The organism is Glycomyces harbinensis, assembly GCF_900101745.1.
GTDB lineage: Bacteria > Actinomycetota > Actinomycetes > Mycobacteriales > Micromonosporaceae > Glycomyces > Glycomyces harbinensis.
The window spans coordinates 474,185-489,027 of sequence record NZ_FNAD01000002.1 but is presented as its reverse complement, the minus strand read 5'-3'; the positions used below and the strand labels follow the sequence as shown (position 1 = coordinate 489,027).

Below are 14,843 nucleotides of genomic sequence, written 5' to 3'. Positions count from 1 at the left end.
CTGTATGGACGGGGCGACTGGGGCCGCATCAGTCGGTCGACTGGACGAAGCCGGGGGTCGCGGTCACTGCTCCCGGGCGGGGTCGATCCCCAAGGACTCGAACAGGTCCAGCGCGTCGGCCCGGCACTGCGCGGCCGCCTCGACGGCGCCCGCGGCCTCGCAGGCCCGCCCCAGCGCCCGCAGGCTGCGGGCCTGGCGCAGCGGGTCGGGCATGGCCGCGAACACGTCGCACGCCTGGCGCCCCATGCGGATCGCCTCGGGCAGGTCGCCGTCGGCGGTGTGGAGCTTGCACAGGACCCGCGCCTTCACCGCGAGGGTCTCCGAGGTCTGGTACCGGTCGAGGTCGGCGACGCGGCCGAGGGCGTCGCGCGCGTCGTCGATCCGGCCGGTGTCGACGTACATCTCGGCGAGCCGGTACGTGTAGACCAGCCGGTGGCGCCAGCCGTTGGCCTGCTCGACCAGTTCGAGGCCGAACAGGAGCGCGGCCTCGGCCCGGGCGTAGTCCTGGTCGGCGTGGTGCACCGCGGCCTGCCGGAAGTACAGCCGCGCCCGGTAGTACTTCGAGGGGTCGTCGCGGAGCATCTCGGCGATCACGTGGTCCTGCTCCTCGGCGGTCGAGATGCGGCCCTGGTCGACGTACAGCTCCGAGAGCGACAGCAGCGGGTAGACCGTCGTGGGACCCTCGGGCGCGGCGGCGTCGAGGTCGCGGGCGCGCCGCAGCAGCGTCTCGGCCTCGGCGAAGATCCCCATGCGCCGCAGCACGCTCCCCAGCGAGGTGAGCACCTCGACGAGCACGTGCCGCTTCCCGGAGCGCTCGGCGCTGACCAGGGCCTCCCGCAGGATCGACACGGCCTCGCGGTACCGGCCCAGCTGCGTCAGCGTCGTCCCGAGGTCGTTGCGCGCCTTGCCCGTCGCGTCCCCGTGCGGGGTGAGCCGCAGGTATTCGAGGGTCTTCTCGGCGTAGGCCTTCGACTGGTGGAGCTCGCCGGAGGTGTAGGCCACGGCGTCGGCCAGCGCATAGGCCCGCACGGCGTCCATCGGCTCCTTCGAGCGCACCCCGGTGGCGATGCCCTGCTCGGCGACGTGGGCGAGCTCGGGCAGCTCGTAGAGCGTGTCGGACAGCGACGCGTCCTCGCGGTATCCGGCGTCGGCGAAGGCGACCAGGCGCGTGAGCAGCCGCGAGACCGTGGGGTGGCCGTTCCATTCGAGGAAGGTCGCCACGATGTTGCGGTACTCCTCGACCGGCAGCCGCACCGGGCCCTTCGCGTACCACTCGACGGCCTGCTCGCGCAGGCGCTGGAGCGCGGCCGGGTCGAACCCGGCCTCGGCCTTGCGGCGGGCGTAGTCGCGCACCAGGTCGTGGAACCGGTAGCGGCCGGGCCGGTACTCGTCGATGCGGTGGGCGGCGACGAGCTTGGCCAGGAGCCGTTCGGCCGCCTCGGGCTCCCACGCGACCAGGGCCACGGCGAGGCCCTTGGAGAAGTCGGCGCCGGGCAGGAACGCGAGGTTGAGGTACAGCAGCTCCTCCTCGGGGTCGAGCGCCTGGAACGACAGGTCGAACGCGGCGGCGACCGTCGTCGTCGGGTCGCCCTCGACGGCGAGGTGCGCGAGCCGGTCCCTGCCGGCGAGGGCCGCGGCGGTCTCGGCGAGCGTCGTGCCCGGCTGCCCGCGCAGGTTCGTGCCGACGATCCGCAGCGCGAGCGCGAGCCCGCCGCACAGTTCGGCGATCCGCTTGGCGGCCTTCGGCTCGGCCCGTACTCGCTCGGCGCCGATGAGGCTCTCCATCAGATGGACCGACTCGTCGGCGTCGAGGGCGCCGACGGTGAGCTGGCGGACGTCGTGGAGCGCGGCGAGGTCGGGCAGGCGCGAGCGGCTGGTGACCACTGCGACGCTCCCGGCGGTGGCCGGCAGCAGCGGCACGACCTGCGGGGAGTTGCGGGCGTTGTCGAGGATCACGAGCGTGCGGGTGTCGGCCAGGCGCGAGCGCAGCAGCGCGGCGGCCTCGTCGGCGTCGGAGGGGATCGACTCGGTCGCGACGCCGAGCGCCCGCAGGAACCCGGCGATCGTGTCCAGCGGGGTGAGCGGCGCGGCCCGGTCGAAGCCGCGGAGGTTCACGTACAGCTGCCCGTCGGGGAACCGCTCGCGGACCCTGTGGGCCCAGTGCAGCGCGAGCGTGGTCTTCCCCGAGCCGCCGATCCCCGACAGGACCGCGACGCGCGGTCCGGGTTCCAGCAGCAGGTCCAGGGCCGCGAGCTGGTCGACGCGGCCGGTGAAGTGGATCGAGTCGGAGGGCAGCTGCGCGGGCGCGGGCAGTTCGCGCCGCGCCGGCGCGGCGGCGACCGCCGGCTTCTCGGGCGGCCTGAGGGCCGAGTCGTCGCGGAGCATCGCCGCGTACAGGTCCTTGAGGCGCCGGCCGGGGTCGATGCCGAGTTCGTCGGCGAGCTGGCGGCGGATCGACTCGTACGCGTCGAGGGCCTCGGCGGCGCGCTCCTCCCGGTACAGGGCGGTGATGAGCAGTTCGGCGGCCCGCTGGCGGTAGGGGTGGCGTTCGAGGACGCGGCGCAGGTCGGCGACCACGGAGACGCCGGTGGCGAGCGCGAGTTCGAGTTCGGCGCGGTCCTCCTCGGCCGCGGCCCGCTCCTCGTCCCAGCGCAGCGCCCCGGACTCGATGAGGCGTCCGGAGAGCCCGGCGAGGGCCGGTCCGCGCCACAGGGCGAGCGCTTCGCGCAGGGTGGCGAGGGCCGCTTCGGGTTCGGCGGCGGCGACCTGCTCGCGGGCGATGCGGGCGGAGCGCTGGAAGCGCAGCGAGTCGAGCTTCTCGGGGCGCACCCGCATCCGGTAGCCGTCGCCGACCTTCTCCAGCTCGGAGGTCCCGGCGTGGACGAGCAGGCCGCGGGCGGCGGCGACGGTGTTCTGGACCTGGCGCCTGGCCGTGGCGGGCGGGTCCTCCTCCCAGATCGCGTCGATCAGGCGCGGCAGCGGGACGACGCTGCCGGCCTCCAGGAGCAGGACGGCGAAGAGCCTGGGCAGGGTCTTGCCCGGCAGTGGGACGGGCATGCCCTCCCATGCCAGCTGCAGAGGTCCGAGGATGCCGAAGTCCACGGGCCACCTCCCGGGGAGTCGAGGTGCGGCCGTTCGATGTCAGAAACCACAAGTGTATGGGCATTTGCTGATCATTTGGGAACGCTTGCAATGACTTTCGCCCAATGAACGCGCAGTGTCCGCACGGTGTCCATACATACTCGTGCGATCCGCTCGTGAAGGACTCGTGAAGTTCTCGACGCGGCTGCCCGGATGCTCAAGCCATCGAGCAGCGAATTCGAGGAGGAACGATGTTCACGAAACAGCGTCCCGCGACGGTCCTTCCCCGCGAGGCCCGCGTCCGGTTCCGGGACGGGCTGGACACCGCCACCGGCGGCTGGTCGCACGGATTCGTGCAGGCCAACATGGTGAGCGTGCCCCGCCAGTACGCGGACGATCTGCGCCGCTTCACGGTGCGCAACCCCAAGCCCTGCCCGCTCCTGGGCGCGGTCGGCGCGGGCGGGTTCACCACCCCGCTCGCCGAGGGCGCGGACCTGCGCCGCGACCTGCCGGCCTACCACGTGTGGCGCCGGGGCCAGCTGGTCGCGCGCCGCACCGACGTGGTCGACGTGTGGCGCCACGACCTGGTGACGCTCCTGATCGGGTGCAGCTTCACGTTCGAGCCCGTGCTGGAGCGGTCGGGCATCCCGCTGCGCCACCGGGAGCAGGGCGGGAACGTCCCGATGTACCGCTCCAACCTGCGGTGCCTGCCCGCCTGGCGGTTCCGCGGCCCGCAGGTCGTGTCGATGCGCCCGGTCCCCGCCGAGCTCGTCGAGCGCGCCGCGTGGGTCACGGCCGACATGCCCTACGCGCACGGGGCGCCGGTCCACATCGGCGATCCGCGGGAGATCGGGATCCGGGACCTGGCCAGGCCCGATTTCGGCGACCCGGTCGAGTTCGAGCCCGGCGACGTGCCGGTGTTCTGGTCGTGCGGCGTGACGCTGCAGGAGGCCGTGGTCAGGGCGCGCCTCCCGTTCGCGATCACGCACGCGCCGGGGCACATGCTCATCACCGACCGCCGCGTCCGCGGCACCGGCGAGATACCGGTCTACCGGCCTTAGGCGGTGTTCACACCGTTCCCGGCGTCGCCGCGGCCGAGGCCGCGGCGGGTTCGGGGAGGCGGAACATGCCGAGGAAGCGCTCGGCCATCGCCTGGTCGCCCTGGACGGTGACGCGCCCGGCGTGCAGCGACACGTCGAGGCTGCGTCCGCCCAGGGTGAGGCGCTTGAGGGTCTCGGCGTCGGTGCGGATGACCGCGTGCGGGTGCTCGGGCCTGCCGGGGGCGAGGATCAGCTGCGCGTCGATGATCTCGGCGATGAACGGCCGGTCCCCGACCCACAGCTCGAACGCCGCGTCGAAGCCCTGCGCGGCGACGGGCATGAAGAGGCTGCGCATCGACAGGATGAGCGCGTCGACCCCCATCGGCGCGTCGAGCGGGATCGCCGCCGACCGCGCGCCCCACCGCAGCAGGAACACGATCGCCGGTTCGAGGTCGCGGCCCCACTCGGTCAGCTCGTACACCTTGGACGCGGCCGGGGGCGGGAGCCGCCGCTTGGAGACCACGCCGTGCGCCTCGAGTTCGCGCAGCCGCTGCGACAGGACGTTGGCGCTCGCGCCGTGGAGACCGCCGCGCAGGTCCGTGAAGCGCTTCGGCCCCAGGAGCAGTTCGCGGACGATCAAAAGCGACCAGCGCTCCCCGACGAGGTCGAGCGCGTGTGCCGCCGGGCAGCCTTCGCCGTAGGTGCGCACTGGAGGGCCTCCGAATCGCCGGGTGAAACCGCAGGTGAACCGCATCGCGGTTGTTCTGCTTCATCATAAGGTCCCCGAAGGCGAGCAGCAAGTCCTGGTTTATGACCGGAAGATCTCGGAACGGTAACGTGCGCTCTGTAAAACCTGGGTGACGCCACGCCCGTCGCGCTTGCACCTGCTCGGATCATGCGGCACCATTCAGGGCGTGCCTGAACTGACCGCCTCCGCCCTGATGGAGCACCACGAAGCCGCCAAGACGCTGGTCGGACTGCTCGAGGGCAACGGCCGATTCGTCGCCGGCGAGCCCCGATACAAGCGCGACATCACCGCGGCCCGCGAGGCCGCGCCCGACCAGACTCCCACTGCGGTCGTCTTCACCTGCATCGACTCCCGGGTCACCGCCGAGAGCGTCTTCGACTGCGACTTCGGGCAGCTGCTGGTGGTGCGCACCGCCGGCCACGTGGCCGACCGCGCCGCGGTCGGGTCCCTGGAGTTCGCGGCCGCCGAACTCGGCGTGTCCCTGGTGGTCGTGCTCGGCCACGAGCGGTGCGGGGCGATCAACGCCGCCCTGCACGCGGTCGAGGACGACACCCACGACCCGCGCAGCGACTACCTGGTCGAGCAGCTGTGGCAGCCGGCCTCGCAGGCGCTGTCGGAGACCGCCGAGGGCCTGGACGCGGCGCCGCGGGCGCTGCGGCTCCAGGTGCGCCGCACCGTCGCCGACCTCGGCCGCCGCGAGAACCTCGAAGGCGTCCTCGTCGTCGGCGCGGTCTACGACCTCGACACCGGCAAGGTCACCCTCGTCGACGAGGGTTGAGCCGGAGCGGCCGAGGCGCTGACGCCGCGGGCGGCAGCTGACAGAATCGAGCCATGAGCGATCAACCCTTGACCGAGGCCGAGATCGAACTGGCGCTGTCGGAACTGCCCGGCTGGAGCCACGTCGACGACCGGCTCGAACGCACCTGGTCCTTCGGCGGCCACCTCCAGGCCCTCGCCGCCGCGACCGCGATAGGCCTGCTCAACGAGCAGCGCAACCACCACTCCGACCTGGCGGTCAACTACGACAAGCTGACCGTCGCCACGACCACCCACTCGGCCGGGCACAAGGTGTCCGCCAAGGACATCGACCTCGCCACCGCCGTCTCCCTCCTTCTCGACTGATCCGCTTCGAAGGCCGCGCCCGACCGGCGCGGCCTTCGGCGTTCCCGGAAGGGGCTGGTGCGCAACCCGACGCGGGCGTGCGGCCAATGTGTACGACCAGCGCGAACGGGGAATGTTAAGCATCTTCGTCTCTGTCATGATGGAAGGCAGGACAGGTGGGAGCAACCATGGACGCATTCGCCGCACGCGCATCCCGCGCCGACAGGCGCATCACGCTCGACCGCCTCGCCAGGGCCCGGCGCCGGGGAGAGATCGACGCCAAGGAGTACCGGCTGCGGCGCCAGCTCGCCCGCCGGGCCGAGACCGTCGCCGACCTCCAGGCGCTCCTCCAGGACGTCGGGGACTACGAGCAGGGCAAGGACCACTGGCGCTTCGGCCGCTGGAGGGGGCCGGTCCGCGACGGCCACGAGCTCGAGATCCAGCGCTTCGTGGGCTTCGTGTTCGCCGCGCTCGCGCTCGCCGTCGTGATCGTCTGCGTGTGGGCCGTCGTCGCCCTCGCCGAACGGGTGAACTGAGGGCTCGCTGCGGGGGTCCGGCCGCCAAGGGTGCTGATGCATCGGCCTCACCAGCACCCCCGGCGACCGCCTACACCGCGACGAGCGCGGTGAGCTTCTCCCGCAGGCCGGTCAGGGCCTCGCCGATCCACGGCATCGCGACCGGGTCCGGCGCGAGGAGCGCCGCGAGGCGCTCGGAGTCCGACTCCCCGTAGATCCCCGGGACGGCCACGCGGAGGGTCAAAGAGGACGGGTCGTCGCCGAACGCGGTGCCGGGCAGGACCACGACCCCGAACTCGTCGAGCAGGACCCGGGCCAGGTCCTCGCTCGTGGCGACGCCCCAGCGCTCGGCCAGGACCGCGCGCACCGGACCGAAGTCGGGCCACACGTAGAAGCCGCCCTGCGGCGTCTCCACCTCGCAGCCGGCGCCGGCGAACAGCTCGGCGACCGCGGTCGCGACCGAACCGTGCAGGTGCCGCGCCGCCGCGACCCGGTCGACCAGCTCCTGCGGGTCCGACCAGGCGTAGGCCGCCGCGTGCTGCATCGGCATCGGCGTCGAGGACCACAGCTCGGAGGCGATGCCCCGCACCGATTCCCGCAGCGCGTCGCCCAGGGGCGAGTCGGGGAAGCGGGCGGCGCCGATCCGCCAGCCGCCGAGCGCGTAGTTCTTCGACAGGGACGTGGTCGTGACCGTCCGCTCCGGGGCCCACGCGGCGGGGGAGGGGAACGAGCCCTCCTCGAACACCAGGTCCCGGTAGATCTCGTCGGCGAGGATCACGAGGTCGAGTTCGCGGGCGGCCTCGCACATCGCCTTCACCGACTGCTCCGAGGCCAGGCGCCCGGTCGGGTTGTCCGGCAGCGTGACCACCACGATCCGCGGGTTGCGGCCCGCCGCCCGGGCCTCGCGCACCGCCGCGTCCATGGCCTCGGCCTCGGGCACGCCGCCCTCGCCCTCGGGCACCGCCACGCGGATCGGGTCGCGCCCGAGCAGCTGCGACTGGGCCGCGTACGACACCCACGCGGGCTTGGGCAGGACCACGTCGCCCCCGGCGGCGTGCAGCAGCGCGTACAGCAAGGGCTTGGAACCGGGCCCGAGCAGGACCCGGTCGCCTTCGGTGGGGAGGCCGCGGCGGGTCCAGTACCCGGCGGCGGCCTCGCGGGCCGTGCCGATCCCGGCCACGGGCCCGTACGAGCTCTGCGCGGCGGCCCGGCCGAGGTGGCGGCTCAGCAAGGGGTGCACCGGAATCCCTGCTTCACCGAAGCCGAGTGCGAGCACCTCCTGCCCGGCTGCCCGGCGCGCGGCGATCGCTTCGTTGGCGGCGAGGGTTGCGGAGACGGTCACTGGTGACTCCTCAGAGGATGGTCTGCGGGCTTGCGGGCTTCGCCCTTGCGGCACCCAGACTTCCCGGATTCCAGCATCAACGCAAGTATTTCTACCTTTCGCCGAGGATAAGATTTGCTTATGCTCGATGTTCGCCGCCTGCGGCTTCTCTACGAATTCGCCGCCCAGGGATCGATATCCGCCACTGCCGTGGCGACCGGACAGACCGCCTCGGCGGTCTCACAGCAGTTGGCCGCCTTGGAGAAGGAGACCGGCGTGGCGCTGCTCGAACGCACCGCCCGGTCGGCTCAGCTGACCGACGCGGGACGCCGTCTCGTGGAGCACACCGCGCTCATCATCGAGGCGATCGACGCCGCCGAGACCGACCTCGCCGCCGAGTCCGCCGAACCGCGCGGCCGGGTCACCGTGACCGCGTTCCCGACCGTCGCCGTCGCCCTCGCCGGGCCGATGGTCCGGCGCCTGCGCCGCCACCCCGAACTCCAGATGGTCCTGCGCCAGCAGCTGACCGTCTCCGAATCGCTCTCGCGCGTGCGCTCGGGCGAGATCGACCTCGCCCTCATCGACGACTGGTCGGGCCAGCGCCGCCCCGCCACCACCGGGCCGCTCACGTTCCACCACCTGGTGAACGACCCGCTCGTGGTCGCCCTCCCGGCCCGCCACCCCCTCGCCGGCAAGGAGGTCCTGTCCGCGCACGAGCTGGCGGGGGAGTCGTGGATCGCCTCGCCCGAGGGCGAGCCGTCGCGGATGGCGCTCGACCGGCTGTGGCGCGCCGAGGGCATCACCGCGCCGGTCTCCGAGTTCGAGGGCCTCGACACGATCCTCACGCTCGTGGCGAAGGGCCTGGGGGTGACCGTGGCGCCGTGGATGGCCGCGGCCGAGCGCAGGGACGTGGCCGTGCGCCGGTTCGCCGAGGCGATGCCGGGCCGGGACGTCTACGTGGTCCACCGGACGGCCTCGACCGGCCGCCCGGCGGTGATGACGGTGCTCCAGGCGCTGCACCAGGCGGCCCGCAAGCTCATGGCCGCCGCCGAGCGCTTCTAACGCAGATGCGAGGGCGGGTACGGGGACTCGTCCTCGTCCCAGGAGGCCGCGGCCGGCTCCGGCTTCGGCGGCTTCGGCTTGGGCGCCTTCTCCTTCGGGGCCTTCTCCCGCGGCGTCCGCCGCGCGAGCGCCGCGGCCAGCCAGGTCGTGATCGGCACGGCCGCGATCAGCCCCAGCGTGCCCGCGACCGACCGCACGATCTCCGTGGCGATCGTCTGGCTCGTGAGCACCTGCTCCATGGGCCGCCCCGCCGCCGCGATGAGCACCAGCAGCGGCAGCGAAGCGCCCGCGTACGCCAGGACCAGCGTGTTCACCACCGACGTCAGGTGGTCGCGCCCGACCCGCATGCCCGACTTGAACAGCCGCGCCGGCCCCCACTTCGGATTCGCCTTCGCGACCTCGTCCACCGTGGCCGCCTGCGAGACCGTGACGTCGTCGATGACGCCGAGCGCGCCGATGAGGATGCCCGCCAGGAGCAGGCCCGACATGTCGATCGGATACTGGAGCGCGAGGTTCGTGGTGTTCTCGTCGAGGACCCCGTTGAGCATCGCGACCCGCACCGCCGCCTCGGCCAGGAGCACCGTGATCACCAGCGACGCCAGCGTCCCCACCACCGCCACCGTGGTCGTCCGGTTCCACCCGTGCGACAGGTACAGCGACACGAGCATGATCGCGGCCGAACCCACCGTGGCCACCAGGATCGGCGACGACCCGTCGAGGATCGCCGGGACCATGAACAGCAGCACCACCGCGAACGTCGCGGCCAGGCTGAACAGGGACCGCAGGCCCTTCCAGCGGCCGAACGCGATCACCGCCAGGGCGAACGCGATCACCAGCGCCCACAGGGCGTTCGCGCGGTCGTGGTCGATGATGTGGAACTGCTGGCCCGACACCGAGTCGGGCGTGTAGATGAGGATGACGCCGTCACCGGGGTCCACCACCGGCGCGCCCGGACCGGACGGGACGTCGACGATCACCTCCTCGCCGGAGAACTCGCCGCTGGTCAACCGCACGACGACGTCGCCGCACACGGTCGCCTGGAGCTGCTCGTTCAACTCGGCGTCGGCCTCGTCGCACTCGGTCTCGTGCACCGAGACGACACTGCCGTCGACCTCCGTGCCGTAGGCCTCGATCGCGGCGTCCTCGACGCCTTCGGGCCACAGGAGGATCATGCCGAGGACCGTGGCGAGCGCCGCGGGGACCAGGATCCACAGCGCGGCGCGGGGGACGGCGTCGTTCGGAAGGACGTGGTTCACGTTGGTGAGCTTACGATCCCCGCCCGCCGATGCGACGGAGCCGCAGCGGCACGGCACGCCGCCCGGCGTCCGCCGCGCTCACGCGGCGGACGATTCGGACGGTGACGGATCGGTCACCAGCGAGTTCGGGCTATTGCGCTCCAGTTTCTATACGTCAACGGGATCGACCCACCGGACCGCGGAGTAATTGCGCCACAAGTGGAGCAGTGCCGGGTCTCCATGGACTGACAGGTCGTCGAAGGGCAGCCGGTTCCACAGCGCCAGGTACAGCAGCTCCACCGGGCCCTCGATGACGCAGTGCGGGGTCTCGACCTCGCTGAACGTCACGAGCGGGCCCGTGTCGGTGGGATGGATGTACCAGTCGCCGCGTCCCGGCGGCAGGTCGGTGGCGTGGATGTGGAGCACTGACGGCCGCAGTGCCCGCACCCTGCTCGACGGCCTGCCGTGGAAACCCAGCAGCAGTTCGTCGATGCCGTCGGCCGCGAAACCGGGGCCGACCGGTGATATCTCGTCGCCGCGCGCCTGTTCGGCGTCGACTCGGTGGATGGTGGTCTCGTGGGCCTGTCTGCGGACCCAGAAACGGCGTGAGGACTGAGAGGGAAACACCTGCCAGCACTGGAGGTCGTCAGGTGCGCCCTCCAGTGTGGCCGCGAGCCGGATGAGGCCCTCGCGGACCCAGTCGACCAGCAGGTCGTCGTGCGGCAGGGGCCCCACGATCCGCTGAAGGTCCAATTTCCTGGGGTCGTGAGGCAGCGCTCCGCCGACGATGGCCGCCGCCCAGCGATGGACGGTCCCGATATGGGTCAAGAGATCCTTGACGACCCATCCCGGGCAGGTGGGCACGATGGCATTGAGCGCGAGTTCCCCACCAGCGACAGCGATCCGCTCCCCTTCGGTCCGCAGCACGTTGATTTGATCGCCGATGTTCATCCTCTGAAGTTTCGCACCTGTGTCGTGAATTACGCAAGTTCGAGACGTGGACCGATACAGAAGCGTTAAACCGGTCGAGCACCGGCGAGTCGGACACGAGTCGACTCCCTGAACACTGGAAACACCAGTGCGCATCCGTTCGGGGCGTAGGTTCGGGATATGCAGCACCGGCTCATCGTCGTCACCGACCGGCACGGGTGCCCGCGCTCGCTGGCCGACCAGGTCGCGCTCGCACTGCGCGGCGGACCCTTCGCGCTCATCCTGCGCGACAAGGACCTTCCGTGGGAGGAGCGGCACCGGCTCACCGCCGGCATCGGCCTGCTCGTGGCCGAGGCCGGGGGCGTCCTCATCGTCGCCGACCCCGAGGGACCCGTCGCCGCGGCGCACCTCTCCTCGTCCCGCCCGGTCCCCGATCCGCGGCCCGTACTGGTCGGCCGCTCCGTCCACGCCGGCGAACCGATCGATCCGGGCCTGGACTACTGCACCTACTCGCCCGTGTGGGCCACCGCGTCCAAACCCGGCTACGGCCCCGCCGCGGGGACGGACGGGCTCGCCGCGGTGTGTGCGGCGAGCCCGGTCCCGGTGTACGCGCTCGGCGGCGTGACCGGCCCCGACCGGGCCCTCGCCGCGAGGGAGGCGGGTGCGGCGGGAGTCGCGGTCATGGGCGCGGTCATGCGCGCCGACGACCCGGAACACGAGATTCGCGCGCTCCGGGGCGCACTGCTCTAGCGGTCGAGCCCGTTCGCGGCGATCACGTTCGCGTAGAACTTCGCGCTGGCCTTCGGCGTCCGCTTCTGGGTCGCGTAGTCGACGTGGACGATGCCGAAGCGCTTGTCGTAGCCGAAGGCCCACTCGAAGTTGTCCATGAGGGACCAGGCGGTGTAGCCGCGCACGTCGGCGCCCGCCTCGATCGCGTCGTGGACCGCTGCGATGTGCGAGCGCAGGTAGGCGACGCGCTCGACGTCGTTCACCTCGCCGTCCTCGCCCGGGCCGGTCGGGTAGGCCGCGCCGTTCTCGGTGATCATCGTGGGCACCCCGTAGTCCTTGTGGAGGCGCACCAGCAGATCGGTGAGCCCGCTGGGCGCGATCGGCCAGCCCATGTCGGTGAACTCCAGGCCCTCGGGGGTCCAGGTCTCGATCCCGGCCGAGCCCGGCTGCACCGGGGACTCGGGAGCGTCCGGGTTCACCCGGAACCAGGTGGGGTTGTAGTAGTTGACGCCCAGCAGGTCGATCCGCTGGTTGATCTGCTCGAGGTCGCCGTCGCGCACGAAGGACCAGTCGGTGTGGTGCGCGGTCCGCTCCATCATGTCGACGGGGTACTCGCCCTTGAGGATCGGGTCGAAGAAGACCCGGTTCGCGAGTCCGTCGGCGATCCGCGCGGCCTCCTCGTCGCCGCGGCACTGGGTCGGGTTGAGCGCGATGGAGACCCGCTCGGCCCCGGCCGCGCGCAGCGACTGGACCGCGAGACCGTGCGCGAGGTTGAGGTGGTGGGCGGCGGCGAGGGCCGCGGCGGGCTCGGTGCGTCCCGGCGCGTGGTGGCCGTTGCCGTAGCCCAGGAACGCCGAGCACCACGGCTCGTTGAGCGTCCACCAGGTGTGGACGCGGTCGGACAGGCGCCCGCCCACGATCGCGGCGTACTCGCCGAAGCGCTCGGCGGTCTCGCGCGCGGGCCAGCCGCCGCGGTCCTCGAAGCCCTGCGGCAGGTCCCAGTGGTAGAGCGTCGGCATCGGCTTGATGCCGGCCGCCACGAGCCTGTCGACGAGCCGGTCGTAGAAGTCGAGGCCCTCGGGGTTGGCCGGGCCGGTGCCGTCGGGCTGGATGCGCGGCCACGCGATCGAGAACCGGTAGGAGTCGACGCCGAGCGAGGCCATGAGGGCGACGTCCTCGTCGAGGCGGTGGTAGTGGTCGCAGGCGACGCGGCCGGTCTGGCCGCGCCAGGTCTTGCCCGGCGTGTCCGAGAACGTATCCCAGATGGACGGTCCGCGTCCGCCTTCGGCGACGGCCCCCTCGATCTGGTAGGAGGCCGTGGCGGTCCCCCAGAGGAAACCCTCGGGGAAGGTCAGCTGCGTCATCGGATGACACCTTTCTCGGCTGTGCGTTTCGGGACGCGAGTCGCGGGGAAACATGCCGACTCGCGCCGCAAGTGAGTTGCCGGGCCTCGGAATGATACGCCATTGGTATCGCTCCCATGACGCGGGTGTCGACAGATATCGATCCAATGCCAACCAGTAACGATTCAGCAATGCAGACTTGACATTCAGTGTTACTCAGAGCACGATTGCCAGCGTCGCCCAACGGCGGGTGAGGCAGTCCCTACCAGGGAACGGACCCGGTGAGAGCGGTTCCGCGAATGGCGGGACAGGGAGGCAGTCGGACTCGCCGGGCGAACACCACCTGCGAAGAGAGGGAAACCCCGATGAGCAAGACCCGACGAATTTCCTACCTTGCGGCTGCCGCCAGTGCCCTCGCGCTCGCCGCGACCGCATGCGGCGCGCCCGAGGAGGACGAGGAGGGCCGCGGAGCCGTCCCCGACGACGCCACCGACTGCGCCAACTACGAGGACTACGGCGACCTGGAAGGCGAGACCGTCTCGATCCTCGGCTCCATCCGCGACGTCGAGGCCGACGAGATGATGGAGGCCTGGAGCTACTTCGAGTCCTGCACCGGCGCCACCATCGAATACGAGGGCTCCGGCGAGTTCGAGGCCGACATGAAGGTGCGCGTCGACGGCGGCAACGCCCCCGACATCGCGCTCTTCCCGCAGCCCGGCCTCATGTCGAACTTCACCGACAGCCTGGTCCCGGCCTCCGAGGAGCTCAGCGCCCTGGCGACCGAGGGCTGGTCCGAGGACTGGATCAACTACGGCACCATCGACGGCACGCTCTACGCCGCGCCGCACTCGTCCAACGCGAAGTCCTTCATCTGGTACTCGCCCTCGTTCTTCGCCGACAACGGCTACGAGGTCCCGCAGACCTGGGACGAGCTGATCGCCCTGTCCGACACCATCGCGGGCAGCGGCGTCACGCCGTGGTGCGCGGGCTTCGAGTCCGGCGGCGCCACCGGCTGGCCGGGCACCGACTGGATCGAGGACATCGTCCTGCGTGAAGGCACCGACATCTACGACCAGTGGGTCAACCACGAGATCCCGTTCAACGACCCGCAGATCGTGACGGCCATCGACAAGGCCGGCTCCATCCTCAAGAACGAGGACTACATCTACGGCGGCACCGACACGGTCAGCTCGACCGCGTTCCAGGAGGCCGGCTTCCCGATCCTCGACGGCGGATGCGCACTGAGCCGCCAGGCGTCCTTCTACGGCGCCATGTGGCCCGCGGACACCACGGTGGCCGAGGACGGCGACGTGTTCGCCTTCCGCTTCCCCGAGTCCAACGAGGGCGACAACACCATGCTGGTCGGCGGCGAGTTCGTGGCCGCGTTCTCCGACTCGGAGGCCACCGAGGCCGTCCGCCAGTTCCTGGCCTCGGAGCTCTACCACAACGCCCGTCTCCAGACCGGCCCGTGGAGCACCGCCCGCCAGGGCGTGGACCCGGCCAACGCCACCACGCCGATCAACCAGTTCGCGACCGAGATCCTCATCGACCCGGCCGTGACCGTCCGCTTCGACGGCTCGGACCTCATGCCCGGCGAGGTCGGCGCCTCGTCGTTCTGGACCGGCATCATCGAGTGGGTCGACGGCGACAAGGACTCGCAGCAGATGGCCGACGACATCGAAGCTTCCTGGCCGTAAGATCCGGCCGAGTAGCTGACAAGAAGCCGAGCGGGGCCGAA

Annotated in this window: 13 protein-coding genes; 7 read left to right on the top strand and 6 right to left on the bottom strand. The window is 71.5% G+C overall.

What is annotated here, in order from left to right; all coding sequences use genetic code 11:
- Window positions 1–63: 63 nt before the first annotated feature.
- Window positions 64–3,102, bottom strand: a complete 3,039-nt coding sequence (locus tag BLQ63_RS05880) for an AfsR/SARP family transcriptional regulator (RefSeq protein WP_091029998.1) — start codon at window positions 3,100–3,102, stop codon at window positions 64–66.
- A gap of 230 nt (window positions 3,103–3,332) precedes the next feature.
- Here BLQ63_RS05880 and BLQ63_RS05875 point away from each other — a divergent pair, with 230 nt between their 5' ends.
- Window positions 3,333–4,142 (top strand): putative hydro-lyase, encoded by an 810-nt coding sequence (locus tag BLQ63_RS05875; RefSeq protein WP_091029995.1) that lies wholly within the window; start codon window positions 3,333–3,335, stop codon window positions 4,140–4,142.
- Between the two features lie 7 nt (window positions 4,143–4,149).
- Here BLQ63_RS05875 and BLQ63_RS05870 read toward each other — a convergent pair whose 3' ends face one another.
- The gene (locus BLQ63_RS05870; protein WP_091029991.1) at window positions 4,150–4,875 is read right to left on the bottom strand and encodes a winged helix-turn-helix transcriptional regulator; all 726 of its coding nucleotides are present in this window, start codon (window positions 4,873–4,875) and stop codon (window positions 4,150–4,152) included.
- A 160-nt stretch (window positions 4,876–5,035) separates the two neighbouring features.
- On the opposite strand from BLQ63_RS05870, the gene BLQ63_RS05865 reads away from it, so the two are divergent.
- The 3 genes from BLQ63_RS05865 to BLQ63_RS05855 all read left to right on the top strand — a co-directional run bounded on the left by BLQ63_RS05865 (window position 5,036) and on the right by BLQ63_RS05855 (window position 6,506).
- Window positions 5,036–5,647 carry a carbonic anhydrase gene (locus tag BLQ63_RS05865; protein ID WP_218125081.1) on the top strand — a complete coding sequence of 204 codons (612 nt, stop codon included), beginning with the start codon at window positions 5,036–5,038 and terminating at the stop codon, window positions 5,645–5,647.
- 53 nt (window positions 5,648–5,700) lie between these two features.
- On the top strand, window positions 5,701–5,991 hold the full coding sequence (locus BLQ63_RS05860) for a 4a-hydroxytetrahydrobiopterin dehydratase (protein ID WP_091029988.1): 291 nt from the start codon (window positions 5,701–5,703) through the stop codon (window positions 5,989–5,991).
- Between the two features lie 167 nt (window positions 5,992–6,158).
- Window positions 6,159–6,506, top strand: a complete 348-nt coding sequence (locus tag BLQ63_RS05855) for a DUF1707 domain-containing protein (RefSeq protein WP_091029984.1) — start codon at window positions 6,159–6,161, stop codon at window positions 6,504–6,506.
- Window positions 6,507–6,576: 70 nt separating this feature from the next.
- Here BLQ63_RS05855 and BLQ63_RS05850 read toward each other — a convergent pair whose 3' ends face one another.
- Window positions 6,577–7,827, bottom strand: a complete 1,251-nt coding sequence (locus BLQ63_RS05850) for a pyridoxal phosphate-dependent aminotransferase (protein ID WP_091029981.1) — start codon at window positions 7,825–7,827, stop codon at window positions 6,577–6,579.
- A gap of 120 nt (window positions 7,828–7,947) precedes the next feature.
- Here BLQ63_RS05850 and BLQ63_RS05845 point away from each other — a divergent pair, with 120 nt between their 5' ends.
- The gene (locus BLQ63_RS05845; protein WP_091029978.1) at window positions 7,948–8,868 is read left to right on the top strand and encodes a LysR family transcriptional regulator; all 921 of its coding nucleotides are present in this window, start codon (window positions 7,948–7,950) and stop codon (window positions 8,866–8,868) included.
- Here the strand turns inward: BLQ63_RS05845 and BLQ63_RS05840 are convergent.
- Entirely contained in the window at window positions 8,865–10,124 is a 1,260-nt protein-coding gene (locus BLQ63_RS05840) for a YibE/F family protein (protein WP_218125080.1), read from the bottom strand. The genes BLQ63_RS05845 and BLQ63_RS05840 overlap by 4 nt on opposite strands.
- A gap of 147 nt (window positions 10,125–10,271) precedes the next feature.
- Window positions 10,272–11,054 carry a maleylpyruvate isomerase family mycothiol-dependent enzyme gene (locus tag BLQ63_RS05835; RefSeq protein ID WP_177154801.1) on the bottom strand — a complete coding sequence of 261 codons (783 nt, stop codon included), beginning with the start codon at window positions 11,052–11,054 and terminating at the stop codon, window positions 10,272–10,274.
- A 159-nt stretch (window positions 11,055–11,213) separates the two neighbouring features.
- Here BLQ63_RS05835 and BLQ63_RS05830 point away from each other — a divergent pair, with 159 nt between their 5' ends.
- Window positions 11,214–11,783 (top strand): thiamine phosphate synthase, encoded by a 570-nt coding sequence (locus tag BLQ63_RS05830; RefSeq protein ID WP_091029973.1) that lies wholly within the window; start codon window positions 11,214–11,216, stop codon window positions 11,781–11,783.
- On the opposite strand, the gene BLQ63_RS05825 is transcribed toward BLQ63_RS05830, so the two are convergent.
- Entirely contained in the window at window positions 11,780–13,126 is a 1,347-nt protein-coding gene (locus BLQ63_RS05825; protein ID WP_091029969.1) for a GH1 family beta-glucosidase, read from the bottom strand. The two genes, BLQ63_RS05830 and BLQ63_RS05825, sit on opposite strands and share 4 nt — an antisense overlap.
- A 344-nt stretch (window positions 13,127–13,470) precedes the next feature.
- On the opposite strand from BLQ63_RS05825, the gene BLQ63_RS05820 reads away from it, so the two are divergent.
- Complete coding sequence (locus BLQ63_RS05820; RefSeq protein ID WP_091029966.1) at window positions 13,471–14,802, top strand: ABC transporter substrate-binding protein; 1,332 nt, start codon at window positions 13,471–13,473, stop codon at window positions 14,800–14,802.
- Window positions 14,803–14,843 lie beyond the last annotated feature (41 nt).

Coding starts and splice junctions, on each gene's coding strand:
- BLQ63_RS05875 (WP_091029995.1), top strand. CDS start 3,333: ATGTTCACGAAACAGCGTCCCGCGACGGTCCTTCCCCGCGAGGCCCGC.
- BLQ63_RS05870 (WP_091029991.1), bottom strand. CDS start 4,875: ATGCGGTTCACCTGCGGTTTCACCCGGCGATTCGGAGGCCCTCCAGTG.
- BLQ63_RS05860 (WP_091029988.1), top strand. CDS start 5,701: ATGAGCGATCAACCCTTGACCGAGGCCGAGATCGAACTGGCGCTGTCG.
- BLQ63_RS05855 (WP_091029984.1), top strand. CDS start 6,159: ATGGACGCATTCGCCGCACGCGCATCCCGCGCCGACAGGCGCATCACG.
- BLQ63_RS05845 (WP_091029978.1), top strand. CDS start 7,948: ATGCTCGATGTTCGCCGCCTGCGGCTTCTCTACGAATTCGCCGCCCAG.
- BLQ63_RS05835 (WP_177154801.1), bottom strand. CDS start 11,054: ATGAACATCGGCGATCAAATCAACGTGCTGCGGACCGAAGGGGAGCGG.
- BLQ63_RS05830 (WP_091029973.1), top strand. CDS start 11,214: ATGCAGCACCGGCTCATCGTCGTCACCGACCGGCACGGGTGCCCGCGC.
- BLQ63_RS05825 (WP_091029969.1), bottom strand. CDS start 13,126: ATGACGCAGCTGACCTTCCCCGAGGGTTTCCTCTGGGGGACCGCCACG.
- BLQ63_RS05820 (WP_091029966.1), top strand. CDS start 13,471: ATGAGCAAGACCCGACGAATTTCCTACCTTGCGGCTGCCGCCAGTGCC.